20 protein-coding genes are annotated in these 24400 nt (G+C 73.1%); 5 read left to right on the forward strand and 15 right to left on the reverse strand.

Annotation, left to right across the window (positions count from 1 at the left end):
• Window positions 1-60: 60 nt before the first annotated feature.
• The 3 genes from CLV63_RS01405 to CLV63_RS01415 form a co-directional block, all read right to left on the reverse strand.
• On the reverse strand, window positions 61-1959 hold the full coding sequence (locus CLV63_RS01405; protein WP_106580988.1) for an ABC transporter ATP-binding protein: 1899 nt from the start codon (window positions 1957-1959) through the stop codon (window positions 61-63).
• 176 nt (window positions 1960-2135) lie between these two features.
• Window positions 2136-3725: an MDR family MFS transporter gene (locus CLV63_RS01410; RefSeq protein ID WP_106580989.1), complete on the reverse strand. Its 1590-nt coding sequence runs from the start codon at window positions 3723-3725 to the stop codon at window positions 2136-2138.
• A gap of 122 nt (window positions 3726-3847) precedes the next feature.
• Window positions 3848-4450: a TetR family transcriptional regulator gene (locus CLV63_RS01415; protein WP_245928513.1), complete on the reverse strand. Its 603-nt coding sequence runs from the start codon at window positions 4448-4450 to the stop codon at window positions 3848-3850.
• 288 nt (window positions 4451-4738) lie between these two features.
• Here CLV63_RS01415 and CLV63_RS01420 point away from each other — a divergent pair, with 288 nt between their 5' ends.
• The gene (locus tag CLV63_RS01420; RefSeq protein ID WP_245928514.1) at window positions 4739-5590 is read left to right on the forward strand and encodes an ABC transporter ATP-binding protein; all 852 of its coding nucleotides are present in this window, start codon (window positions 4739-4741) and stop codon (window positions 5588-5590) included.
• Window positions 5591-5637: 47 nt separating this feature from the next.
• On the opposite strand, the gene CLV63_RS01425 is transcribed toward CLV63_RS01420, so the two are convergent.
• The 6 genes from CLV63_RS01425 to CLV63_RS01450 all read right to left on the reverse strand — a co-directional run bounded on the left by CLV63_RS01425 (window position 5638) and on the right by CLV63_RS01450 (window position 12650).
• Complete coding sequence (locus tag CLV63_RS01425) at window positions 5638-6468, reverse strand: M23 family metallopeptidase (protein WP_106580991.1); 831 nt, start codon at window positions 6466-6468, stop codon at window positions 5638-5640.
• Window positions 6469-6790: 322 nt separating this feature from the next.
• A complete protein-coding gene (locus CLV63_RS01430) occupies window positions 6791-8005 on the reverse strand; it encodes an IS30 family transposase (RefSeq protein WP_394339727.1) in 1215 nt (404 codons plus the stop codon).
• A gap of 365 nt (window positions 8006-8370) precedes the next feature.
• Window positions 8371-8991, reverse strand: a complete 621-nt coding sequence (locus CLV63_RS01435) for a GNAT family N-acetyltransferase (RefSeq protein WP_106580993.1) — start codon at window positions 8989-8991, stop codon at window positions 8371-8373.
• Between the two features lie 477 nt (window positions 8992-9468).
• Complete coding sequence (locus tag CLV63_RS01440) at window positions 9469-9732, reverse strand: antitoxin (protein ID WP_106580994.1); 264 nt, start codon at window positions 9730-9732, stop codon at window positions 9469-9471.
• A gap of 171 nt (window positions 9733-9903) precedes the next feature.
• Window positions 9904-11247, reverse strand: coding sequence for a magnesium transporter (mgtE, locus tag CLV63_RS01445; RefSeq protein WP_106581247.1), 1344 nt, complete (start codon window positions 11245-11247; stop codon window positions 9904-9906).
• Between the two features lie 296 nt (window positions 11248-11543).
• Complete coding sequence (locus CLV63_RS01450; RefSeq protein WP_106581248.1) at window positions 11544-12650, reverse strand: PP2C family protein-serine/threonine phosphatase; 1107 nt, start codon at window positions 12648-12650, stop codon at window positions 11544-11546.
• A 317-nt stretch (window positions 12651-12967) separates the two neighbouring features.
• On the opposite strand from CLV63_RS01450, the gene CLV63_RS01455 reads away from it, so the two are divergent.
• Window positions 12968-14239: a GNAT family N-acetyltransferase gene (locus tag CLV63_RS01455; protein WP_106580995.1), complete on the forward strand. Its 1272-nt coding sequence runs from the start codon at window positions 12968-12970 to the stop codon at window positions 14237-14239.
• Between the two features lie 41 nt (window positions 14240-14280).
• Here the strand turns inward: CLV63_RS01455 and CLV63_RS01460 are convergent, their stop codons facing one another.
• The 4 genes from CLV63_RS01460 to CLV63_RS01465 all read right to left on the reverse strand — a co-directional run bounded on the left by CLV63_RS01460 (window position 14281) and on the right by CLV63_RS01465 (window position 15982).
• Complete coding sequence (locus tag CLV63_RS01460; protein ID WP_106581249.1) at window positions 14281-14748, reverse strand: ribose-5-phosphate isomerase; 468 nt, start codon at window positions 14746-14748, stop codon at window positions 14281-14283.
• Window positions 14749-14828: 80 nt separating this feature from the next.
• Window positions 14829-14978, reverse strand: coding sequence for a hypothetical protein (locus CLV63_RS33395; RefSeq protein ID WP_170134110.1), 150 nt, complete (start codon window positions 14976-14978; stop codon window positions 14829-14831).
• Window positions 14979-15132: 154 nt separating this feature from the next.
• The gene (locus tag CLV63_RS33400; protein WP_170134111.1) at window positions 15133-15303 is read right to left on the reverse strand and encodes a hypothetical protein; all 171 of its coding nucleotides are present in this window, start codon (window positions 15301-15303) and stop codon (window positions 15133-15135) included.
• A 67-nt stretch (window positions 15304-15370) separates the two neighbouring features.
• Window positions 15371-15982, reverse strand: a complete 612-nt coding sequence (locus CLV63_RS01465) for a mycothiol-dependent nitroreductase Rv2466c family protein (RefSeq protein WP_170134112.1) — start codon at window positions 15980-15982, stop codon at window positions 15371-15373.
• A gap of 226 nt (window positions 15983-16208) precedes the next feature.
• Between CLV63_RS01465 and pepN the strand changes: the two genes are divergently transcribed.
• On the forward strand, window positions 16209-18749 hold the full coding sequence (gene pepN / locus CLV63_RS01470; RefSeq protein ID WP_106580996.1) for an aminopeptidase N: 2541 nt from the start codon (window positions 16209-16211) through the stop codon (window positions 18747-18749).
• A gap of 95 nt (window positions 18750-18844) precedes the next feature.
• The gene (locus CLV63_RS01475) at window positions 18845-19339 is read left to right on the forward strand and encodes a Uma2 family endonuclease (RefSeq protein WP_170134113.1); all 495 of its coding nucleotides are present in this window, start codon (window positions 18845-18847) and stop codon (window positions 19337-19339) included.
• Between the two features lie 106 nt (window positions 19340-19445).
• Here CLV63_RS01475 and malQ read toward each other — a convergent pair whose 3' ends face one another.
• The gene (gene malQ / locus CLV63_RS01480; RefSeq protein WP_106580998.1) at window positions 19446-21506 is read right to left on the reverse strand and encodes a 4-alpha-glucanotransferase; all 2061 of its coding nucleotides are present in this window, start codon (window positions 21504-21506) and stop codon (window positions 19446-19448) included.
• Between the two features lie 178 nt (window positions 21507-21684).
• On the opposite strand from malQ, the gene CLV63_RS01485 reads away from it, so the two are divergent.
• Window positions 21685-22917, forward strand: coding sequence for an MFS transporter (locus CLV63_RS01485; RefSeq protein WP_106580999.1), 1233 nt, complete (start codon window positions 21685-21687; stop codon window positions 22915-22917).
• A gap of 17 nt (window positions 22918-22934) precedes the next feature.
• Here the strand turns inward: CLV63_RS01485 and CLV63_RS01490 are convergent, their stop codons facing one another.
• Complete coding sequence (locus CLV63_RS01490) at window positions 22935-24377, reverse strand: amidase (RefSeq protein ID WP_106581000.1); 1443 nt, start codon at window positions 24375-24377, stop codon at window positions 22935-22937.
• Window positions 24378-24400: the final 23 nt, after the last annotated feature.

Genomic DNA, 24400 nt, shown 5'->3' on the forward strand with positions numbered 1-24400 from the left:
GCCCCACCAGCACCAGGCGAATCCGCGGGGAGCGGGCCGCGCCCCTCCCCGCGGGACCGGTTACCGGCGAGCCGCCGCGCGCCGCTCCTGGGCCTCCTGCGGGGCGAACTGGGTGCGGTACAGCGACCGGTACAGCCCGTCCTGCGCGAGCAGCTCCTCGTGGGTGCCGCGCTCCAGGATCCGGCCGTCCTCCAGCACCAGGATCTGGTCGGCGTCGCGCACCGTCGCCAGCCGGTGGGCGATCACGAGGGAGGTGCGGCCCTCCAGCGCGGTGGTCAGCGCCTCCTGGACGGCGGCCTCCGACTCGGAGTCCAGGTGCGCGGTCGCCTCGTCCAGCACCACCACCGACGGCGCCTTGAGCAGCAGCCGGGCGATGGCGAGGCGCTGCTTCTCGCCGCCGGACAGCCGGTACCCGCGGTCGCCCACCATGGTGTCGAGGCCGTCGGGGAGCGCGTCGAGCAGGGTGCCGAGCTGGGCGGCGCGCATCGCCTCGGCGAGTTCGGCCTCGGTGGCGTCGGGGCGCGCGTAGCGCAGGTTCGCGCCCACGGTGTCGTGGAAGAGCTGGGTGTCCTGGGTGACCACGCCGACGGCGTCGCGCAGCGACTGGATCCGGGCGTCGCGCAGGTCGAGCCCGCCGATGCGCACCGCGCCCGCCGTCGGGTCGTACAGCCGCGACACCAGGTGCGTGAGCGTCGACTTGCCCGCGCCCGACGGCCCGACCAGCGCCACCAGCGTGCCGGGCTCGGCGGTGAAGGACACTTCGCTGAGGACCTGGGTGTCGTCGATCGACTCGGTGTGCGGGACGACCTCCAGCGACTCCAGCGACGTCTCGGCCGCGTTGGGGTAGCTGAAGGACACCCGGTCGAACTCCACCGGCAGCGGGCCGTCGGAAAGATCGCGCGCGTCGGGCTTCTCGTCGATCATCGGCTTCATGTCGAGGACCTCGAACACGCGGTCGAAGCTGACCAGCGCCATCATGACGTCGACGTGCACGTTCGACAGCGCGGTGATGGGCCCGTACAGGCGCACCAGCAGAGTCGTCAGTGCGACGAGGGTGCCCAGGTCGAACGCGCCGCCGACCACCAGGGTGCCGCCTACCCCGTAGACGACCGCGGTCGCCAGCGAGGTGATCAGGCCGATCATCGTGAACAGCAGGCCGCCGATCACGGTGCGCTTGACCCCGATGTCGCGCACGCGGGCGGCCTTGTCGGAGAACACGCCGCTCTCCTCGTGCGGGCGCCCGTACAGCTTCACCAGCATGGCGCCGCCGACGTTGAAGCGCTCGGTCATCAGCGAGTTCATCTCGGCGTTGAGGTCCATGCCGTCGCGTGCGACCCCTGCCAACCGGCGGCCGAGCAGTTTGGCGGGCAGGATGAACAGCGGGACCAGCAGCAGCGCGATGATGGTGATCTGCCACGACAGCACCAGCATCGTGGTGAGTACGGCTGCCACGCTGATCAGGTTCGACACCACCTGCTGGAGGACGGAGGTGATGGCCTGCTGGGCACCGACGACATCGGTGTTCAGCCGGTTGGTCAGCGACCCGGTCTGGGTGCGGGTGAAGAACGCCAGTGGCATGCGCTGCACATGCGTGAACACCTGGGTACGCAGCAGGTAGATCACGCCCTCGCCGATGCGCGCCGACAGCCAGCGCCCGGCCAGTCCGAGGACGGACTCGACCAGCGCGAGACCGCCGACGCCCAGCGCCAGCACGGTGACGAGCGTGGAGTCGCCCTTGCCGATCCCGTCGTCGATGATCGCCTTCAGCAGCAGCGGGTTCGCGACGACGATCCCCGAACTGACCGAGGTCAGCAGCAGGAACACCACGATGGAGCGCCAGTGCGGGCGCGCGTAGCCCCAGATGCGGCCGAGTGTGCCCGGGGTGAGGCTGGGTTTGTCGGTCACACCTTCGTTTACAAGAGAGCGGTAGGCGGGCGGACCGCCCATCATCATTGACATCTGCGACCTCTACGTTCCACACGGCGGGGAGACCGTCCGTGTCGCATGGGCAAACACCCGCGGGGCGGGATTGATTTCCACGCGCTCCGGCCCGTGCTCCCGCGGCGCGGAGCCGGACCGGGCGCGGCGGGCCGGTCGCGGCAACGGGGGTGTGCCGCGGCCGGCGGGGCCGCCGGTCAGGCCGACGCGTCCGCCTTCTCCTCCGACGCGATACCGGGCTCGGTCCCCAGCGGCTTCTCCTTGATCAGGAAGGTCAGGGCGAATCCGATGAGCGCGATGGGCGCCATGTACAGGAAGACGGGCGGCAGCGCATCAGCGAACGCGTGCACGACGAAGTCGCGCGCCTGCGGCGGCAGCGCCTGGAGCATCTCGGGGGTCAGGGAGCTGACACCGCCCTCGCCGCCGGTCGCTCCGCCCAGCTTCGCCTCGGCCTGCGGCGGGAGGGACGACATCTGGTCGGTCAGCCGGTGCACGAAGATCGACCCGCCGACGGCGATCCCGAACGACGCCCCGATCTGGCGGAAGTAGTTGGTCGCCGAGGTCGCGGTGCCGAGGAGCTTGCGTGGGGCGGAGTTCTGCACGATGAGCACCAGGTTCTGCATGACCGACCCCACACCGAGGCCGATCACCAGCATCGCCAGCGCGTTGTAGGCGTAGGGGGTGTCGGCGTCCATGCGCGACAGCAGCACCAGGCCGACGGTCATGACCGCGGTCCCGACCATCGGGAAGATCTTGTAGCGGCCGGTGGAGCTGATGATGCGGCCCGAACTGATGGTGGCCGTGAGCATGCCGACGACCATGGGGATCATCATGAGCCCCGACTCGGTGGCGCTCGCGCCGTTGACCATTTGCAGGAAGGTCGGCAGGTAGGCCACCGTCGAGAACATCGCGATGCCGACCGTGATGCCGATGAGCGATGCGAGCACGAAGTCGCGGTCGCGGAACAGCGACAGCGGGATGATCGGGTCGCTGGCGTAGGTCTCCGCTATCACGAACAGTACGGCGAACACCACGGTGCCGATGCCGAGCCCGATGATGACCGGGCTGGTCCAGTCGTACTGGTTGCCGGCCCAACTGGTGAACAGCACGACGCAGGCGCTGGCAGCCGCCAGCAGGATGGTGCCGATGTAGTCGAGCTTGGGTTTCGGGCCGGTGACCTTCGGCAGGTGCAGCACCACGGCGATGGTGAACAGCGCGATCAAGCCGAGCGGCAGGTTGATGTAGAAGATCCAGCGCCAGTTGAGCTGGTCGGTGAACACGCCGCCGAGCAGCGGGCCCGCTACCGAGGAGAGCCCGAACACGCCGCCCATGAGGCCCATGTACTTGCCGCGCTCGCGGGGCGAGACGAGGTCGCCGATGACGGCCTGCGCGCAGATCATGAGCCCGCCGCCGCCGATGCCCTGGATCGCGCGGAACAGGATGAGCTGCGTCATGTCCTGGGCGATGCCGCAGAGCATCGAACCGATCAGGAAGGTCACGATCGCGAACTGGAAGACCATTTTGCGGCCGAACAGGTCGCCGGCCTTGCCGTAGATGGGCATGCCGATGGTCGCCGCGAGGATGTAGGCGGTGACCACCCAGGACAGGTGCTCCAGCCCGTGCAGCTCGCCGACGATGGTCGGCAGGGCCGTCGACACGATGGTCTGGTCGAGGGCTGCCAGCAGCATCGCCAGCATGATGCCGACGAACACCCAGCCGAGCTGCCGCTTCGATAACGGTGCGGACGGTGTGGGCGCGGGCGCGGATTCCGCGCTGGTGGAGGCCATGATCGGAGTGCTCCTGTGTCGTTCGGGCGGCGTGCCCTGGTTCGGCATGGTCGTCCCTGCCGCTGGCGGGGTGGTGCTGGAGGCCGGGCGGTGCGGGCCGCCCTACCGGGGTTCCGTGCGGGTCAGAGCCCCTGCTTCAGCACGTCGAACGTCTCGTTGAGGATGCTGTGCGCGTCCTGGGCGCCTTCGGTCGCGACCCACCTGCGCATGGCGAACCGGACAGCGGTGGTCGCGACGGCCGCGACGATCTGCGGGTGCAGCTCTTCGGGATCGGTGTGGTCGCGGGCGGCGATCGCCGTGACCAGTTCGCGCTCGGTCTCGTGGAAGACGGCCATGAACCGCGGCGCCAGCTGCGGTTCGCGCACGAACAGGCTCTTGCGCTGCCGCATCTCCTCGACGGAGGGGACGGCGTCGCCGGTCGGCACCGCCGAGGCGAGCAGCGCCTTCAGGTCGTCGATGCGGTCGCCGGTGGGCCCGCCCGCCGTGTAGACCGCGAGCGCCGCCGCTGTCGGGCGGGGCGGGCCGTCGCCGACGACGGCGTCCTCTTTGGACGGAAAGTAGTTGAAGAAGGTCCTGGTGGAGACTCCGGCCGCCGCGGCGATGTCCTCGACCGTGACGCTGTCCAACCCGTGTTCGACGGTCAGCCGGACGGCCGCGCGCAGCAGCGCCCGCCGCGTCTCGCGCTTCTTCCGCTCGCGCAGGCCGATCGGGTCCCCTGAAGTCATGGCCATATTTTTGCAGATCATGAAAAATTGCGCAACATGAATTTTTGCGTGACATGCATCTCAGCTCGGACACCCGGCCTCCCCCGCCGTGCCGCTCCCCCGCGCAGACCGTGCCGGCGCGTTCCGGGACCACCTGCCCCGCCGCGCCCGGGGCTAACGGTGCCGACCGGCGCCCCCGCCGCGGCCGGACGGCGCGCCGCGCGAGTACGGTGGGCTGGTCACAGCCGCGCAGCGGCCTCCGGGCGCCGCCGCGCACGGTGGCCGACGACAGGGAGGGACGCACACCACGTGACGGCACCGGACACAACGGCAGCGGACACGGCAGAGCCGTCCGGCCGCCCCGTCGTCGCCGCCGACGGGGTCGACCTCGTCCGCAACAGGCGCGCACTGCTCGACCAGGTGAGCATGGTGGTGCGCCCCGGCGAGCACTGGGCGCTGATCGGCCCCAACGGGGCGGGCAAGTCCACCCTCGTCTCCCTGCTCTCCGCACAGCAGCACCCCACCCGCGGCAGCGTCGAGGTACTCGGCCGCCTGCTGGGCCGCACGGACATGCGGGAGCTGCGCCGCCACATCGGGCACGTCAACCCCCGCCACGACCTGCGCTCGGCGCTGCCGGGGCGTGCGATCGTCCTCACCGGCGCAACGGGCAGCATAGAGATCCCGCCCCGCTGGGAGCCCAGCGCCGCGGAGTCGGAGCGGGCCGAGTACCTGATGGACCTGCTCGGCGTCACCGCGCAGCGCGACGCACTGTGGCCCACACTGTCGCAGGGCGAACGGGGCCGCATCCTCATCGCCCGCGCGCTCATGCCCACCCCGCGCCTGCTGCTGCTCGACGAACCCGCCACCGGCCTGGACGTCGCGGCCCGCGAGCAACTGCTGGCCAGTATCGACCAGCTCCGCCGCGAGCACCCCGGCCTGGCGACCGTCCTGGTGACCCACCACCTGGAGGAGCTCCCCGAGAGCACCACCCACGCCATGCTGCTGCGGTCGGCCCAGGTGGTCGCCTCCGGCGCGGTGGGCGACGTGCTCACCACCAAGCTCGTGAGCACCTGCTTCGACCACCCCATCGAGATCGAGCGCAGGGACGGCCGGTGGAGTGCGCGCGCGGCCCGGACCGCGCCGGGGCCCGCCGGACTGTAGCCGCGGCGGCCACGGCTCAGGCCCGGAACGGCCGCCGGCTCTCCGGCTCAGACCCGGAATGGCCGCCAGCTCTCCGGTACTCCGTCGCGCAGGCGGCCGTCGACAGCGGCGCCGTCCCACCGGAACGGCAGCCCGGCGGCGAACAGCGGCCACCGGTGGTCCATGAGCTGGAAGTGGACGAGCGGTTCGGTCAGCGCGCCGGAGCTGCCGCACCGCGCCACCGGGTCCCCGGCGCGGACCGCCATGCCGGGGCTGACCACGGCCGAACCGCGCTTCAGGTGCGCGAGCAGCGCGTAGCCCGTGCCGTCCAGCTCGATGACCACGTGGTTGCCGAGCAGGCCCGCGGGGCCGCGCAGCTCGCGCAGCGAGGTCTCCGCGATCAGCCCCAGCAGCATCGGCCAGGAGTTGCGGCTCCGGTGGTCGCCCGACCGGTCGTGGACGCGGACGACCCTGCCGTCCGCGGGCGCGTACACGGGGGCGCCGAACCCGGGGAAGTCCTCGGGCGGCCGCGTCAGCGGCCGCCAACCGATGTCGGGCCGCTCCCGGCCCTCGTCCGCCGGGGGTTCGGCGACGAGCAGCAGCGCGTAGGTCTGGCCGTAGGCGTGCGTGCCCTGGCTGGGCACGCCGTCGGCAGGGCTGCCCAGCGCCATCCAGCGCCCGCGCACCGGCGGCGCCACCGTGCGCGGCTCCGCCGCCACGCGGCCCACCCGCAGGTACACGGCGAGACCGGGCAGGAACAGCAGGATGCGCGCCCACCACGGGAGCCCGGCCCACCCGCCCAGGACCAGCGCCAGCGTGCCGGCCCACATGAGCGGCATCCGCAACCGGGCGAGGACGACGGGCAGCCGCGGCGGCGGCGCGAGAACGGAGGCGGGCATCCCCCAATGATGGCCGACCGCCCCAGCCCTGCCCCGCCCAGGTCCTGTGTCCCCTGGGCGGCCTTCTCGCCGGGCGGGTGCGGGTTGTCTTCGGTCAAGAGCAGCACCGAGGGCGGCGGAGGGCCGGGGCGGGCGATCGTATCCAGGGTCTCCGGGTGGGAAACAGCAGTACCAACGGCGGCGGGCGGCCGGGGCGGGCGGTCATCGGTGGCGCGGCGACGAACCGCGTTCATCGGGACACGGCCGCGATGTCCGTTTCGGGTGGACTGTCGGCTTTTCCGGAAGCCTCCGTGAAGTATTTTCCACTCCACCACGGGTGGATTCAGCCGGTGGGTGCAACACCGGGTGGATCATCAGATTGGTCGTAGAGTAGCTTGCCGAGGACCTCGGCCGGTGTCCGCCAGGCGAAGCGTTTGCGGGGCCGGTTGTTGAGCTCGGCAGCGACCTGGTCGAGATAGCCCGGGCCCCACGTGGACAGGTCGGTGCCCTTGGGGAAGTACTGGCGCAGCAGCCCGTTGGTGTTCTCGTTGGAGCCGCGCTGCCAGGGTGAGTGCGGGTCGCAGAAGTAGATCGCCAGCCCGGTGGCCCGGGCAATGCGCAGGTGCCCGCTCATCTCACGGCCCTGGTCCCAGGTCAGCGAACGGCGCAGATGCCGGGGCAGTTCGCTCATCGTGGCGGTCATCGCTCGGGCGACCTGCGCGCTCCCGTGGCCGCGGGGCAGGTGAAGCAGCATCACGAAGCCGCTGGCGCGTTCGACCAGGGTGCCGATCGCCGAGGCCGATGCCACCGACCCGAGGATCAGATCGCCTTCCCAGTCGCCGGGCACGGCACGGTCCTCGACCTCCTCGGGCCGCTGGGCGATGTTGACCATGTCCGGGATCCGGCCGCGCCGCTCCTGGGGCTGCCGGCGCGGCTTGCGCAGGGCCCGGCCGGTGCGCAGGTGCCTGACCAGTTCGCGGTTCAACGCGCCGCGGCCCTGCACGTACACCGCCTGGTAGATCGTCTCGTGCGACACCCGCATCTCCCTATCACCGGGATAGTCCGCGCGGAGCCGGCCGGCGATCTGCTCCGGGCTGTGATTGTCCCGCAGCCGGTGCTGGACCGCGCGGCGCAGTCGCAGGTTCGCTGCCAGTTTCGCGGTCTTGGGCCGCCGGGCCCGCTCATCGGCGGCGGCCTGGGCCGTGGAGGCCCGGTAGCGGGGCCCGCGCCGCCGCGGGTCGGGCGGCGCCCGACGCAGCTCGCGACTGATCGTTGCCGGGTTGCGGCCCAGGCGGCGCGCGATCTCCCGGACGCCTGACTTCTGCGCCCGCAGCAGGGCGATGTCCTCGCGTTCGGCGAAGCTCAGCGACCGTTTGCCCGGGCCCGCAGTGGTTGATGGCATCACACCGCCACGATGGGCGAACCACTGCGTGCCGTGCCGGGGCGACACGCCCGCGGCTGCCGCGGAATCGGCGATGCTCTGCCCTTGCCTCAGCGCCCTCCAGAACTCGTACTCGCGCTCGACCGGCAGTCGGGGACGTCCAGAACGGGCACCCATCACAACACCCCTTCAACAGGCCGGTGTTGCACTCACCCTTTGAACCCGCCGCGCCCGTAGTGGAAAATACTTCACGGAGGCCGGTCGCTGGGGTGAATGAAGGCGCCGGCACCGTCCGGTCGACCGCCGACCGGGCCCCACCGCCACCTTTGGTGCCGCTTTTTCCACCGCACACCCAATGCACTCCCGCCAGGATCGGCTCCCCGCCGCCCTTGGTGCTGCTCTTGACCGAAGATCACCCGCATGCGGCACTGCGGCAAGGCCCCCGCCGGCGGGCCGAACCCGAAAAGCCGACGTGCAATTGAGTGAACACTCTCGTCAAGGTCGGCAGGGGCCCGACCCGCAAGCGCAACGAAGTACCACTTCTAGCGGACTTGGAGGGCGCTGAAGTGGTCCTCTCTGGTCATCCGCCACACGACCTCGACGCCGTCCTCGCCAGCGGTGACCGGGCTCTGCGGCGGGCTGCGGCGGGCGACCTCGGTGAACGCGAGGCGCCGCGGGACTCCGCTGCTGGCGGCGTTGGCGCGGTCGTGCACGATGTCGACCCAGCGGACACCGGGGAGCTGGAACGCCGCGTCGACGACCGACGCGGCGGCGAGGGTCGCCAGTCCGCGTCCGGTGGCATCGGGCCGCAGCCAGTACCCGACCTCGGCGCCGCGGTGCGCCTCGCCGGGGCCGCGGCCGGCGGCGGGGCTCCGGGCGAGCGAGACCGCCCCGAGGACGACGGACGGTTCGCGCGGGCCGCCGATGTCGCTGATGGCGTAGTCGAAGGACTCGCCGCGGTCCCACCTGCCGACGGCGTCGACCAGGAACGCCGCGGCGTGCCGGGGCCCGTAGCCGTCGACCCAGTGCAGCCACGGACGGAGATGGCGGGACGACTCACTGACGGCGCGGTACAGCGCGTCGGCGTCGCGCACGCGCCACCGCCGCAGCACCGCGACGATGCCGCTTGCCCGGAGCGGTATGGATTCCGGAAGGCGGTCCATAACTGGATCGTCCCAGCGCACAGCCTGTTCGGCAAGGTGCACAAAAGGGCGCGACAGCACGGACCACCCGCCATTCGGGGCGATTCGCACGCGCCGCACCGGTGAGAGCACCGGAGCGGCCGGAGCCGGTCAGTTGCGGCGCCCGCCGCTTCTCAGCAGTCGGCGCAGGGTTCCCACGATGCCGCGGCCCCCGTGCGGGGCGCCGCGGCCCGGACGGCGCGGCGGCCCGCCGACAGGACGGCGGGGACGGCGGGGCGGCCCGCCGTACGGACGGCGGCCGGGACGGTGCGCCCTGCCGCCTCTGAGCGAGCGCAGGACCTGGCCGACGATGCGGTCGAGGGCGGACATCGCGTTCCTTCCGGTTGAGGGGCGATCGTGTGCCCACTGCCCCGTTCGCGGCGACCTACGCGTCGGAGCCCGCCCGGCGCCCCGGGCGTGCACCGGTGCCGGTGGGCCTGGGGCACGCGGCGGCGGCGCCTAACGGCGGTCGTCGTAGCCGTCGGGCCGGTGCTTCGGCGGGCCCCCGCCGTACCCGCCGCGGTCGTGGCGCCGATCGCGGCCGCCCTGCCTGCCGAGGTACTTCGCCGCCATGCCGGTGGCCTTGTCGATGTGGCGGTCGTACTTGCCGCCGGTGCGCCGCTTGACGGTCTCGCCCGCGGTGCGCAGGTGCCGGTTCGCCTTGTCGGGGTTCTTCCGGACGAAGCCCAGTACCTGCCGGAGCAGGCGCTGCCAATTCGCCATGGTGCTCTCACCTCGTGTGGTGTCCGGACGGGGCGGCCGCAGGGGGCCGCCCCGACGCGATATGTCGCGTCACCACCGAGAGTAGGCAGTCTTGCCTTAACGGGGAGTTAAATACCGCAGTGTGTCGGGACGGAATCGGCGGCAGCGCCGCGGGCCCGCTCCCCTACCGCCTCAGATGCCGAGGACGACCCCCGCGATCGAGAAGTAGATGAGCAGCCCGGTCGCGTCGACCAGGGTCGAGACCATCGGCGCCGAGACCACGGCGGGGTCGACCCCCACCTTGCGCGCCAGCAGCGGCATGGTGCTGCCGATGATCGCCGCCCACGTGCAGATGGCGATCACCGACAAGGCGACCGCCGCCGCCACCGCCACCCCGACGAGCAGCGACGCGATCGTCATGGCGACCAGGGCGAGCATCATGCCGAGCAGGAAGCCCACCCGCGACTCCTTCCACGCCACACCGGGCAGGTCGCGCATGCGCACCTCGCCGACGGCGAGGGCGCGCACGATCGCCGTCGCCGACTGGGAGCCGACGTTGCCGCCGGTGCCGATCAGCATGGGCATGAACAGCGCGAGCGCCGTCACCTTCTCCAGGCTCCCCTCGAACCCCTGGGTGACGTTGATGGTGAGCGTGGAGGCGACGATGAGCAGCAGCAGCCACACCGCCCGCGACCGGGCCAGTTTCAGCACACCCACGGCGACGTAGTGCCCCGCGACGGGGCTGGCGCCCGACTGGCGGGCGAAGTCCTCCGAATCGGCCTCCTCGATCAGCTCCAGGGCGTCGTCGAAGGTCAGCAGCCCGACGAACCGCTCCTCCGAGTCGACCACCGGCAGCGCGACGAGGTTCGCCTCCTGCATGAGGCGGGCCGCCTTCTCCGCGGGCTCCACGGCCGAGGCGCGCGGCACGAGCACGTCCACGACGTCCTTGATGAGGGTGCCCGGGTCGCTGACGACGAGGTCGCCGAGCCCGACCATTCCGGCGAGCCGGCGGCCGTCGTCGACCACGGGCAGGCTGTAGACGGTCTCGGCCTCGGCGCCCTTCGCCCGCAGCACCTCAAGAGCGCGGCCCACGGTGAGGTCGCGGTGCAGGATGACGGTCTCCGGTGTCATGGAGCGGCCCACGGAGTCCTCGGGGTAGCCGAGGAGGGCCGCGGTCATGCGCCGCTCCGCCGGGCTGAGCCCCGCCAGCGCGCGGGTCGCGATCTTCGCCGGCACCTCGCCGATCAGCCGCGCGCGGTCGTCGGGGTCCATCTCCTCCAGCAGCTCGCGGAACGCGCTGTCGCGCAGGCCGCCGAGGATCTCCTGCTGGTGGACGGGGTCGAGCTCCTCGAAGACCTCCAGCTCGCGGTCGCGGTCGAGCAGCCGGAACGGGATGATCGCCAGGTGGCTGTCCATCCGCGCGAGTTCGTCGGCGATCTCGTAGGGTTGGTGTTCGGCGAGCCAGAGCCGCATCCCGGTGAGATCGTTCGCCTCGACCAGATCGGTGAGCTGTTCCCGGCCATCGTCGTCGGCCATACCGAGCACCCCCTCGTCGTCCACCGCCGCCCGCGGCACGCGCGGAGCGGGTGTCCACAGTTCTCATGGGCCCGGGTCGCGGACGCGCGCGGCAGACCGCGAGCTGAGGGATGATCGGGCGGCGCGGCCCGCGCAGCGGGTCGGCCCCGGTCGTTCGGCTGGAGCGGCGCGCGCCCGGAGCGACGGCCGCGGCACGGCAGCGGGCGCCGCGGAACCGCCGGCGCCTGCCACTCCCCCGGGAACCCCACCGACCCTACCGGTCACGGGGGTCGGCGGGGCACCCGGCGGGCCCGGCCTCAGGACCGCCAGATCACGACGAGGGCGCAGTCGTCGTTCTTGTCCTTGCTCAATGTGTCGACGAGCGCGGGCGCGCCGGCGCCGAACCCCGTGCCGACGAGGTTCTCGGCGGCCCCGAGCAGCCGGTCGACCCCGGCGTCGAGGTCCTCGCCGGGGGTCTCGATGAGGCCGTCGGTGTAGAGGAGGATGGCGTCGCCGCTGCGCAGCCGCCCCGACGTCGGCACGTAGCCGGTCTCGGGGATGACGCCGAGCACCACGCCCTTGGCGTCGGCCGGCAGCCACGCGCCCGTGCCGCTGTCGAAGTGGACGGCGGGCGGGTGGCCGGCGGAGGCGACGGTGTACTCGCCGGTCGTGAGATCGATGCTGAGGTGCACCGCCGTCACGAAGCCCTCGCCGTCGGCGGTGCGGATGAGGAAGTCGTTGCAGTGGGCGAGGAACTCGCTGCTGGGGACCGCGCTCACCAGTCCGCCGAACGCGCCCGAGAGCAGCAGCGCGCGGGTGCCGGCGTCGACGCCCTTCCCCGACACGTCCACGACGGCGACCTCCAGCCGGTCGCCGTGGCGCATGGACACCACGAAGTCGCCGCCGAAAGACGACCCGCCCGCCTGGCGCAGTACGGCCTTGCGGCCCCACCCCTTGGGCAGGTCGGGCAGCCGGCCCTGGGCGCGCAGCCGGTCGCGCAGTTCGAGCAGCATCTTCTCGCCGCTGAGGCCCTGCACACCGAGGCGCTCGCGCACACCGGACAGCAGGTAGGCGAGCACGGCGGTGACCCCGATGGTGACGAGCAGGCCGGGGCCGACCTGCTCGAACCCCAGCGCGTACGCGGTCGCCAGCAGCACCGCCGCGACCACGGCCAGCAGGAACGCGAGGCTCTTGCGTTTGAGGAGCAGCCCCCCGGCGAGGACGGTGAGGATGACGGCGCTCGGCGGGAACCACGCCGTCGGCCCCCAGACCGAGCCGATGCCGATACCGACCGCGATGGTGACGAGCGTGATGAGGACCAGCCGGTAGCGGAACAGCACCTTGCGCCGCAGCAGGGCCAGCGCCCGTTGCACCAGCGACCGTGCCTGGCGGGCGATGCGCGCAGTGGGGGTTGGCCGGTTCATGTCGGCCGCACTGTAGCGCGGGCGGCGGGCACGCGCGCACACGCCTCGCGGCACGACCGCCGCGAAATCAGGCTGCGCCGAAACTGGGCGCGTGGGCACGCCGGAACATCCGCGAATCCGCTCATGATCCAGTATGGGCCGGGCGATGCCGCCGCGTCAGCTCTCGGCCGAGGTTCTCCTTCCCGCCGGTGTGAATTCGCTTACCGGGCGCCGGACGCCGCTCCCCGGCGCCTCCTGCCGCGGGGCCGCTGCGGGCGGCGCCGCCCCGCGGACAATCGGGTGGCGCGGCGCCCGGGGCCGGTGATACGACGTGGGCCATGCCCCTCTCCCGAGAAACCACCGGCACCTCCGTGCCGCACCGCGTGATCCGCCCCGCCGAGGAGGCCGACTTCCCGGCGTTCACCCGTCTTGGGCGCGAGGCGATGCTCTCCGTCCTCGATCCCGAGGCCGCGATCGAACACCGCCGCCTCGTCGTCGAGCTCGACCGGTCGCTCGGCATGTTCGACGGCCCCGAACTGGTCGGCACCACGGCGGCGTACTCCCTCACCATGACCATGCCGGGCGGGCCCCGCCCCGTCGCCGGGGTCACCGCGGTGGGCGTCAGCCCGGCGCACCGCCGCACGGGCGTGGTCGGCGCGCTCCTGCGCCGCCAGCTCCGCGACATCCGCGAACTCGGACGGGAGTCCGTCGCCGCCCTGTGGGCCACCGAGGGCGGCATCTACGGCCGGTTCGGCTACGGCGCGGCGAGCGGCAAGGGCGCGGTGCGGCTGCACCGCGGCGAGGGGGCGCTGCGCCCCGACGTCCCGCAGAACCCCGCGCTGCGCCTGCGCACCGGTGCCGCCGCCGAGTTCACCGCGGAGATCGCGGCGGTCCACGAGCGCTGCGCGATGCGGCGCGTCGGCGAGTTCCGGCGCGACGACCGGTGGTGGCGGTTCCTGATGCACGACCCCGCCGGCGCCCGCGACGGGTTCAGCCCGCGCCGCTGCGCGCTGGTCGAGGACGGCGGCGGCCCGCTGGGCTACGCCCTGTACCGGGTCAAGCAGCAGTGGGACGACTTCGGCAACGCCGACGGGCGGCTCGCCGTCTCGGAGGTCGCCGTCAGCGACCCGGCCGCCCGGGTGCTGCTCTGGCGGCACGTGCTCGACCGCGACCTCGTCGCCACCGTCGACATCGAGTCGCTGCCGCTCGACGACGCGCTCTACCACCTGCTGGCCGACCGCTACCGGGCGCGCACCCGCGTCCACGACTCACTGTGGATCCGGCTGGTCGACCTCCCGCGCGCCATGGCCGAGCGGTCCTACGCCGCACCGGTCGACCTGGTGCTGGAGGTCCGCGACACCGACTGCCCCTGGAACCAGGGCCGGTGGCGGCTCACCGCCGGTGCCGGAGAGGCGCGCTGCGACGCCACCGGCGAAGCGCCCGACCTGCGCCTCGACGTCTCCCACCTCGGCAGCGCCTACCTCGGCGCGGCGCGGGTCGGCGCGATGGCGGCGGCCGGGATGGTCGAGGAGGCGACCGAGGGCGCGGCGGCGCGCCTCGACGCCGCAATGGGCGCGTCGGTCCTGCCCTTCACCAGCGTGATCTTCTAGGAGGCCGCGGGGACGGCGGCCCGCCGTCCGCGCGGCACGCCTCAGGGCAGCGGGGGCAGTTCGCCGCTGCGCTCGTAGTCGGCGAGCATCCGGATCCGGCGCGAGTGCCGCTCCTCACCGCTGTAGCCGGTGGCGAGGAAGGTCTCCACGAACCCGGCGGCGTCCTCGGCCGAGTGCATGCGGGCGCCGATGCTCATGACGTTGGCGTCGTTGTGCTCGCGGGCGAGCTCCGCCGTCGCCGCGCTCCACACGAGGGCGCAGCGGACCCCGGCGACCTTGTTCGCCGCCATCTGCTCGCCGTTGCCGGAGCCGCCGATCACGATGCCCAGCGCCCCCTCGTCGCGCGCGACGCCCTCAGCGGCGCGCAGCACGAACGGGGGGTAGTCGTCGGCGGCGTCGTAGCCGAGGGGCCCGGCGTCGACGACCTCGTGGCCCAGCGCCCTGAGCCGCCCGACGATGTGTTCCTTGAGTTCATAGCCCGCGTGATCCGAGCCCACATGAATACGCACGCGCACCAGTGTGGCAGGTCAGCGCGCGACCGCCCCCGGCGCCATACGCCGGGAGCGGTGTCGGGCCGACCGGATGCGGCTCAGATGAACGACGCGCCGGTGGCGGCGTGCGCGACCGCCATGCCGAGCACCGCGAACACGGCCATCGCGGCGATCGCGGCCACGTTCGAGAACACGATGATCTTGAGGTCCTTGCCGATCGGGCTGGCCTTCGACTCCGACTTACTCAACTTCCACCTCGGCCTGGGGATTCGTGGGGTACAGCGCGCGGGGACGGCCCCCGCCGCGCCACGCGAGGGGCCCCGGATCCGGAACGACGCGCCCGCGCACACCGGATCTTCCCACAGCACTCGGTGACCTGCCGCGACACCCCCACCGGACGGCTCACCCCCAGTGCGGGGGGCGGTCCGCCAGCAGCCGCGCGGTGTCGTCGGAATCGGTGTCGGCCGCCCGGTCGCCCCAGCCGCCGTCGCGCTCATCGGCGGTGGTGTCGGGCAGGATGTCGAGGTCGTCGTCGAACATGCCGACGGGACGCTCATCGTCAGGTGCGCTCATCGCTCGGGGTCCCCCAGTCGGGTCGCGCCCGCCCCCGCCGTCGGGGCGGGCGCGCGGCGTATCGGGATCAGTCGAAGATCGGGGCGCGGGTCCGGCTGCGCTTCAGCTCGAAGAAGCCGTCGGTGCCGGCGACCAGCAGCACGCCGTCCCACAGCCGGCCGGCCGCCTCGCCCTTGGGAGCCGGGGAGACCACGGGGCCGAAGAAGGACACCCCGGAGACCGAGATGACCGGGGTGCCGACCTCCTGGCCGACCCGGTCGATGCCGTCCGCGTGCGAGGCGCGCACCGCCTCATCGTATTCGGTCGACTCCGCGGCGTCGGCGAGGTCCGCCGGCAGGCCGGCGTCGGCGAGAGCGGCGCGCAGCAGCTCCGGCGAGACCGCCTCCTTGCGGTTGTGGATCCTGGTCCCCAGCGCCGTGTACAGCGGGCCGAGGACGTCGTTGCCGTAGCGCTGCTCGGCGGCGATGCACACGCGCACCGGGCCCATCCCGCCGGCCAGAGCCCGGCGGTAGTCGGCGTCGATGTCCTTGTCCTCGTTGAGCACGACCAGGCTCATGACGTGGAAGCGCGGCTCGATCGCGCGCACCTCGGCGACCTCAAGGAGCCAGCGGGACGTCATCCACGCCCAGGGGCATTTCGCGTCGAACCACAGATCGACTGCGGTGGCCTGAACGCTCACGTTCGTCTCCTCATCGGCATCGGTTCACGCAATGGCGCGCCCGCCGCGGATCGGCGGGCGCCTCCGCCAAGGGCAACCCGCGGAATCGGTTCAGCATTCCGCGGCGATGCGTGGCAGGATCGGACCCGGAAATCCCCGGGAGCACCGCAGGCCGCCCAGGTCCGCGCGGCCGGGACCAACCGAAACCGGTCGCCGCCAACGACGGCGGCAGCGAAGGGAGCGGGACGTGGCGGGCAACCTGACGCGCGACGAAGCAAGGGAACGGGCGCGGATCCTGGACGTCGCCTCCTACAACGTGACGCTCGACCTCACCACCGGCGACCAGACCTTCGCCTCCACGACGGTGGTCCGGTTCGACTGCGCCGAGCCCGGGGCCGCCACCTTCATCGACCTGGTGGCGCCGTCCGTCCACCGGGCCACGCTGAACGGCGTCGACCTCGACCCCGCCGAGGTGTTCGACGGCGGCCGCATCACGCTGCCCGGCCTCGCGGCCCAGAACGAGCTGACGGTGGTCGCCGACGCCGCCTACATGCGCACCGGCGAGGGCCTGCACCGCTTCGTCGACCCGGTCGACGCCAAGACCTACCTGTACACGCAGTTCGAGACCTCCGACGCGCACCGCATGTACACCTGCTTCGACCAGCCCGACCTGAAGGCCGAGTTCGAGCTGACCGTGCTCGCGCCCGCCGACTACGAGGTGGTGTCGAACAACGCCCCCGACGTCGAACGCGCCGCCACCGACGGCGAAGGGGTCCGCTGGCACTTCCCGCCGACCAAGGTGCTGTCGACCTACATCACGGCGCTCATCGCCGGCCCGTACCACGTGGTGCGCGACGAGCACGACGGCATCCCGCTCGGCCTGTACTGCCGGGCGTCCCTCGCGGAGCACCTCGACGCCGACGCCCTGTTCGAGCTCACCAAGCAGGGCTTCGACTTCTACCACGGGCTGTTCGACCTGGATTACCCGTTCGGCAAGTACGACCAGCTCTTCGTGCCGGAGTTCAACGCCGGGGCCATGGAGAACGCCGGAGCGGTCACCTTCCTGGAGGACTACGTCTTCCGCTCGCGGGTCACCGACGCGCACTACGAGCGCCGCGCCGAGACCATCCTGCACGAGATGGCGCACATGTGGTTCGGCGACCTCGTCACCATGCGCTGGTGGGACGACCTCTGGCTGAACGAGTCGTTCGCCACCTACGCCAGCGTGTACTGCCAGGCCAACGCCACCAAGTGGACCGACGCCTGGACCACCTTCGCCAACGTCGAGAAGGCGTGGGCGCTGCGCCAGGACCAGCTGCCGTCCACGCACCCCATCGCCGCCGACATCCCCGACATGCAGGCGGTCGAGGTCAACTTCGACGGCATCACCTACGCCAAGGGCGCCTCGGTCCTCAAGCAGCTCGTCGCCTACGTCGGCACCGACGCCTTCTTCGCGGGGGTCCGCGAGTACTTCAAGAAGCACGCCTACGGCAACACCGAGCTGCGCGACCTGCTCGTGGAGCTGGAGGCCGCCTCGGGCCGCGACCTCGCGCCCTGGTCGCGCGAGTGGCTGGAGACCGCCGGCATGAACACCATGCGGGCCGACTTCGAGGTCGACGCCGAGGGCGCCTTCACCTCGTTCCGCATCCGGCAGGAGGCGGCGGCCGACCACCCCACCCTGCGCTCGCACCGGCTCGCCATCGGCCTGTACGACCGCACAGACAGCGGCATCCAGCGGCGGGAGCGCGTCGAGCTCGACGTCACCGGCGAGTCCACCGACGTACCGCAGCTCGTCGGCACGGCACGGCCCGACCTCGTGCTCATCAACGACGACGACCTCACCTTCACCAAGATCCGGCTCGACGAGCGCAGCCTGCGCACCGTCGTCGACGGCGTCGGCGAGATCTCCGCGTCGCTGCCGCGCGCGCTGTGCTTCTCCGCCGCGTGGGACATGACCCGCGACGCCGAGATGACGGCCCGCGACTACGTCCGGCTGGTCGCCTCCGGCATCGGCGGGGTCAGCGACGTCTCGGTGGCGCAGACGCTGCTGCGCCAGGCGGTGTCCGCGCTCTACAACTACGCCGACCCCGAGTGGCGCCCGACCGGGTTCGCGCTGCTCGCCGACCGCCTGCGCGACCTGCTCACCGCCGCCGAGCCGGGCGGCGACCTGCAACTCGCCTACGCACAGGCGTTCGCGGGCGCGGCGGTGTCCGGCGAGCACCTGTCGCTGGTGCAGGGCCTGCTCGACGGCGCGCTCACCGTCGACGGCCTGGAGATCGACACCGACCTCCGCTGGACGCTGCTGCGCCGCCTCGTGGCGCAGGGCCAGGCGGGCGAGAAGGAGATCACCGCCGAGCTGGCGGCCGACCCCACCGCCACCGGCGAGCGCGCGGCAGCGGGCTGCCGCGCCGCCGTCCCCACCGCCGAGGCCAAGGCGTGGACCTGGGACCGCATCCAGTCCGCGAAGGAGATGGCCAACGCCGAGTTCCGCGCCACCCTCGTCGGCTTCGTCGAGCCGGCGCACAGCGAGCTGCTGCGGCCCTATGTCGACCCGTACTTCGCCCTGCTGGGCGAGGCGTGGCAGAACTGGACCGGGGAGTTCGCGCAGACCCTCGCCGAGGTCGCCTACCCGTCGACCCTCATCGAGGAGGAGACGCTGCGGCGCACCGACGCCTACATCGAGGCCGAGAACCCGCCGCCGGCGCTGCGCCGCCTCCTCGTCGAGGGCAGGGCCGGCGTGGAGCGCGCCCTCAAGGCCCGCACAAAGGACGCCGAAGCGGCCGACTAGCTACCGCGCCCGGCGGCCGCCACCCGCTCCATGCGGTAGGGCGCCCGCCGGGCACCCCGAAGACCGGCGACGACACGGCGAACCAAGGAGTGCCCGTGGCGATCCGCTTTCCCGACCGCCCTGTCCGGCCCGGTGTGCTCCGCCGCCTGGTCGGGCAGGCTCCCGATCCCAAGGGTTTCCGGGTCGAGATCATCAGGGGCCGCATCGTGCTGTCGCCGACTCCGTCGTTCAAGCACAGCGGAATCGTCCAGCGTGTGGCGGGGCGGATCCGGGGCGGCCTGGAGCAGGGGCGCGGCGCTCTCCAGCGGCATTCGATCGCCTCTCCGCACGATCCCGACGACTACTGCACACCGGACCTCGTCGTGGTCCCCGCCGCGATCGAGGACGAGGACGGGTGGCTGCTCGACGCCGACACCGTCGATCTCGCCGTCGAGGTGCTCTCCCCGGGCAATGCGCCCAGCGACGTCCTCGCCAAATTGGAGGAGTACGCCGCCTGGCATATCCCGGTGTACCTGTTCATCGACCCCCGCGACGGCACCGCCGTCGTCTACTCCGAGCCCTCTGATGGCAAGTACCGCACCGTTCACTAGGCCCGTTTCGGCGAGACCGTGCGGCTGCCCGGTCCGCTCGCGGGGATCGACGTCGACACCGCCGGTTTCCCGCGGTACACCGGCCGGGCACCCCGCTGACCGCGGGTCAGCGGGGTTGCTTCGGGACTGCGGCGAGGGGGCCCAGGGCGCGGCGGACCCGTTCGGTGAGGCGGGGGTCGGCCACCAGCTCGTCCAGCAGGACCGGCCCGCCCTCGGCGTCGGTGAGCGGGATGCGCCAGTTCGGGTACTCGGTGCTGGTGCCCGGCTGGTTCTGCATGCGCCGCTCGCCGACCGCGTCGGCGAGCGACACGCCCACCAGCTCCGCGGGGGTGCGCGCGAGGTAGCCGTGCAGCGCGGCGACGACCGGCGCGGGGGCTGACAGCGGATCGACGTCCGGTGCGAGCAGGCCGAGTTCGACCAGCATCGCGCACCAGGACGCCACCAGCCCCTGCGCCTCGGCCCTCTCCTCCTCGACGGGGCGGGTGAGCAGCCCGAGCCGGTCGCGCAGGTCCACGTGCTCCGCCGAGAGGTAGGAGGCGACCGGCGGGAGGTCGTGGGTGGCGACCGTCGCCAGCGCGCCGCCGCGCCACTCCTCGGGCGGCTTGGGCCGGCCCTTGCCGTCGCGCTCGAACCACAGCACCGAGGTGCCGAGCACGCCCCGGTCGGCGAGGTGATCGCGCACCCACGGCTCGACCGTGCCCAGGTCCTCGCCGACCACGGCCGCTCCCGCCTCGTGGGCGGCGAGCACCAGCGCGCCCACCATCCCCTCGTGGTCGTAGCGGACGTAGGTGCCCTGGTCGGGCGGTGCCCCTTCGGGGATCCACCACAGCCGGAACAGGCCCATGATGTGGTCGACCCGGATCCCGCCGGCGTTGCGCATGGCCTGGCGGAGCTGCTGGAGCAGGGGGTCGTAGCCCTGCTCGGCGAGCCCGACCGGGTGCCATGGGGGCTGCGCCCAGTCCTGGCCCTGCTGGTTGAACTCGTCGGGCGGCGCGCCCACGGTCACCCCGTCGGCCAGCGCGCCGCGGTACATCCACGCGTCGGCGCCGCCGGCCTGGACCCCGACGGCGAGGTCGTGCACGATGCCGAGCGGCATGCCCGCTGCGCAGGCGCTCGCCTGGGCGGCGGCGAGCTGCTCGTCGAGGATCCACTGCGTCCAGCGGTGGAAGTCGACGTTGGGCCAGCGGTGCAGCGCCTCGGCGCCCACGGTGCGGTCGGCGACGTCGCGCAGCTCGGCCGGCCACAACCGGAAGTCGGTGCCGTTCTCCTCGGCGATGGCGCACCAGGTGGCGTACTCCACCAGTGGCGTGCCCTCGCGTTCGAGGTAGGTCTGGTAGGCGAAGTCCCTGGCCGGGGAGCGGGGCGCGGCGAAGAGGACCTCCAGTGCCGCGCGCTTCGCGTTCCAGACGGCGTCGCGGTCGAGGAGGTCGGCCGTCCGGTCGCGCTCGCGCAGCGGGCGGGCCGCGCGCTGGATGCGCTCGCGCCCGGCGGGCCCGAGGCGCGCGTACTCCGGGACGTCCTCGATGCGGATGTAGAGCGGGCTCGCGTAGCGCCGGCCCACCGGCAGGTACGGGGAGGGTTCGAGCGGGGTGCGGGGCTCGGTGGCGTGGATCGGGTTGATCAGCACGAAGGACGCCCCGAGGTCGCGCGCGCCCCAGTCGGCCAGCTCGGCGAGGTCGCGAAGGTCGCCGAGCCCCCAGGAGGAGCGGGAGCGCAGCGAGTACAGCTGGGTCATCAGACCCCATGGGCGGCCGGGCCCGCCGGGCGCCGCGGGCGGGGGCAGCCGGTCGGGCACCACCAGCATCGGCGCTTGCTGGCGGACGCCGCCGTTCTCGACGTGCAGCAGGTGCGCGCCGGGCGGCAGGTCCGGCCCGGCATCGGCCCATCCGCCGCTGTCGAGCTCGACCCAGGCCCGGGTGCCCGGCGGCAGCGGCACCTGGAGGCCGTGCCCGGCCCTGGCGACCACGGCCGGCGGCAGCAGCCGGGCCGCCTGGCGGGCCCAGTGTTCGCGCAGCGCGGCGCGGGGGTCGGCGACGTCCAGGCCGAGAGCGGTCAGCACGTGGCGCAGCGTGTCGACGGACACGCCGCCGCGGCGGCCGCGCCAGTCGACGTAGGTGGTCGCGACGCCGTGTTCCTCGGCGAGCCGGGCGAGATCCGCATCAGTCACAGCACCTGATGATGCCCTAACGAGGCGCCGCCCGCCCTTTCCGACGCACATCCGGTCCGGCCCCGGTGCCGCCCGCGACCGCGACCGCGCGGAGCCGGGCCCGCACCCGGGGCCGCCGGGGCCGCGCCGCGCGTTCCCTGTGGCGCGACCGTCCCGCCTCAGCGGGATAATCCTTGCCATGCTGCGGTCCTATCGTCGGATCTTCGAGGTTCCCGACCTTCTCCCCATCCTCATCTGGTCGATGCTGGCGCGGCTGCACCTGCCCGGCATGCCCATCGCCCTCACGTTCCTGGTGGCCGACTGGACCGGCTCCTACGGCCTGGCGGGTATCGCGGTGGGCGCGCTCACCCTCGGCAACGCGATCGCCGGGCCGCTGCGCGGCCGCATGGCCGACCGCGGCGCGACCGACCGGATCATGGTCCTGTGCGGGCTTGTGTTCGCGTCGGGGCTGACCGTCATCGCGCTGCTGCCCGCCGCACTGTGGTGGGCGTCCGTGCCGCTGGCGCTCGCCACCGGGCTGTTCCAGCCGCCCGCCGGGCAGGTGGCGCGCGCACTGTGGCCGCGGCTCACCACCGGGTCCGTCCGCCAGACCATGTACGCGACCGAGTCCACCGTCCAGGAGCTGCTGTTCGTCGTCGGCCCGCTGCTGGCGGCCGCCATGGTGGCGGTCTCGGGCGGCCGGGTGGCGGTGCTGGTGCTCGCCGGGGTGTCCCTGAGCAGCTCCATCGCCTTCGCCCTCGTCCTGCGCCGCACCGGGCACGCCGGGGCCGTGGTGCCGGAAGGCGGCCCCCAGTCCGGTCCGCGGCGGTCGCTGCTGCGCAGCCGCTCGCTGATCCTGCTCTTCGCGCTCATGCTGCTGCTGGTGGCGGGGCTGGGAGCGGTCGACCTGGTCATCGTCGCGTGGGGCCGCGAGCTCGGGTCACCCGGTGTCACGGGCGGGCTCGCCGCCATCTGGGCGCTGGGGTCGGCCGTGGGCGGCTTCGTCGCGGGCGCGCTGACCCGCCCGCCGCGGCTCGCGCGGCGCGCCGCTGCCGCGGCGCTGGGGGTCGCGGTGCTGGTCCCGCTGCTGCCACCGTTCACGTCGCTGTCGCCGTGGCTCATCTCGCCGGTGCTGTTCGCCGCGGGTCTCGCCATCGCGCCGACGCTCGCCGCCGCCACGTCCCTGATCGGCGAGATCGCCCCGGAGGAGCGGCGGGCCGAGGCGTTCGGCTGGCTGAACACCGCGGTCGCCACGGGCCTGGCCGGGTCGGCACCCGTGGCCGGGTGGCTCCTCGATGTCGCCGGGGTCGCCGCGGGGGTCGGTGCCGCGGCCGTCGCCATGGCGCTGGCAGCGGTGCTGAGCCTGCTGGTGCCCGGCCCGCCCGGTGCGGCCGGGGCCGCCGCCGCTCCCGAGCCCGACCGCGCGGCCTGACCCCGCCCTACTCGTTCCTACTCGTCCCAGATGGGCGGCTTGCGGTCGGCCCAGGGCCGGGCCGCCTCCAGCTGCGCCGACAGCGCGATCAGGGTCGGCTCGCCGCCCATGCGCCCGGCGAGTTGCACGCCGATGGGCAGCCCCGCCTCGTTGACGTGCAGGGGGAGGCTCACCGCCGGCTGCCCGGTGATGTTGAAGACCGTCGTGTAGGGGGTGAACTCCGCCATGCGGCGGAACTCCGCCTCGGGGTCGCCGTCGGCGTCGAAGTGGCCGACGGGCACCGGCGGGAGCGCGACGGTCGGGGTGAGGACGGCGTCGAAGCGCTGCAACGCCGCCAGCGCGGCGCGCACCGCCTGCTGGAGGGCCGAGGTGGCGTCGAGGTACTCGGCGATGGAGTGGCGCCCGGCCCGTTCGCGCAGCCAGCGCGTGATGGGGCGGAGCCGCGGCTCGTCTGCCGGCGCCACCGGGTACCGGGTCGCCATGGCGGCCCACACCAGTTCGAACCGGTCGAGCATCGCCGGGTCGAACGGCGCCTCGATCTCCTCGACCTCGTGGCCCAGGTCGCCGAGCAGCGCAAGGGTCGACCGGTAGGCGGCGAGGACGTCGGGGTGCGCCTCGGCGCCGCGCACGGGCGGGGCGCTGAACGCGGCGATCCGCAGCCGCCCGGGGTCGCGCGTGGCGTGTTCGAGGAAGGTGCTGTCGGGGTCGAGCGGCGGGGCGGTGTAGTAGTCGCCCGGCCGGTTGACGGCGAGCACGTCGAGCAGCATCGCCGCGTCGGCGACGGTGCGGGCGAGCGGGCCGGTGGCGGCGAGCCCGATGAGGTCGGGGCGGACGGGGGCGGCGGTGACCCGCCCGCGCGTGGGCTTGATGCCGTACAGCCCGCACACGCTCGCGGGGATGCGGATGGACCCGCCGCCGTCGCTGCCCTGGGCGACCGGCGCGAGCCCCGCCGCCACCGCGGCGGCGGCCCCGCCGCTGGAGCCCCCGGCGGACAGGGCGAGGTCCCACGGGGTCCGGGCGGGCGGCGCGACGGCGTTCTCGGTGTAGCAGGTGAGGCCGAACTCCGGGGTGTTGGTCTTGCCCGGGATGACGGCCCCCGCGGCACGCAGCTCCGCCACGTACTCCTCGTCGATCCGGGCGACCTGGTCGCGGTAGGGCTCGGCGCCCCAGGTCCACCGTTCGCCCGCGACCATGTCGAGGTCCTTGACGGGCACGCAGAGGCCGGACAGCGGCGGCGTGGCGGAGGGCGCGCCGGCGTCCGCGTCGGCGCGGATCCGCCGCTCGGCATTGCGGGCTTGCTCACGCGCCGTTTCTTGAGCGACCGAAACAAAGGCGCCGATTCGTTCGCCGTGGCGTTCGATTCGCGCGAGGTAGTGGTCGGTGACCTCGACGGGGGAAAGCTCCCGGCGGCGGATCTGGTCGACCTGCTCAACGGCCGTCAAGTCGTGGATCTGGGGCATGTCCGCCAGTGTAGGCGCCGGGG

The sequence above is a fragment of the Murinocardiopsis flavida genome, from assembly GCF_003014485.1.
In the GTDB taxonomy this organism is placed as follows: Bacteria; Actinomycetota; Actinomycetes; order Streptosporangiales; family Streptosporangiaceae; genus Murinocardiopsis; species Murinocardiopsis flavida.

Bases quoted from the DNA above. Each gene is read 5' to 3' on its own strand.
- CLV63_RS01435 (WP_106580993.1), bottom strand. From the start codon at position 8,991: ATGGACCGCCTTCCGGAATCCATACCGCTCCGGGCAAGCGGCATCGTC.
- CLV63_RS01430 (WP_394339727.1), bottom strand. From the start codon at position 8,005: ATGGGTGCCCGTTCTGGACGTCCCCGACTGCCGGTCGAGCGCGAGTAC.
- CLV63_RS01490 (WP_106581000.1), bottom strand. From the start codon at position 24,377: ATGCCCCAGATCCACGACTTGACGGCCGTTGAGCAGGTCGACCAGATC.
- CLV63_RS01410 (WP_106580989.1), bottom strand. From the start codon at position 3,725: ATGGCCTCCACCAGCGCGGAATCCGCGCCCGCGCCCACACCGTCCGCA.
- mgtE (WP_106581247.1), bottom strand. From the start codon at position 11,247: ATGGCCGACGACGATGGCCGGGAACAGCTCACCGATCTGGTCGAGGCG.
- CLV63_RS01485 (WP_106580999.1), top strand. From the start codon at position 21,685: ATGCTGCGGTCCTATCGTCGGATCTTCGAGGTTCCCGACCTTCTCCCC.
- CLV63_RS01415 (WP_245928513.1), bottom strand. From the start codon at position 4,450: ATGACTTCAGGGGACCCGATCGGCCTGCGCGAGCGGAAGAAGCGCGAG.
- CLV63_RS33400 (WP_170134111.1), bottom strand. From the start codon at position 15,303: ATGAGCGCACCTGACGATGAGCGTCCCGTCGGCATGTTCGACGACGAC.
- CLV63_RS01405 (WP_106580988.1), bottom strand. From the start codon at position 1,959: ATGTCAATGATGATGGGCGGTCCGCCCGCCTACCGCTCTCTTGTAAAC.
- CLV63_RS01440 (WP_106580994.1), bottom strand. From the start codon at position 9,732: ATGGCGAATTGGCAGCGCCTGCTCCGGCAGGTACTGGGCTTCGTCCGG.
- CLV63_RS01425 (WP_106580991.1), bottom strand. From the start codon at position 6,468: ATGCCCGCCTCCGTTCTCGCGCCGCCGCCGCGGCTGCCCGTCGTCCTC.
- CLV63_RS01455 (WP_106580995.1), top strand. From the start codon at position 12,968: ATGCCCCTCTCCCGAGAAACCACCGGCACCTCCGTGCCGCACCGCGTG.
- CLV63_RS01450 (WP_106581248.1), bottom strand. From the start codon at position 12,650: ATGAACCGGCCAACCCCCACTGCGCGCATCGCCCGCCAGGCACGGTCG.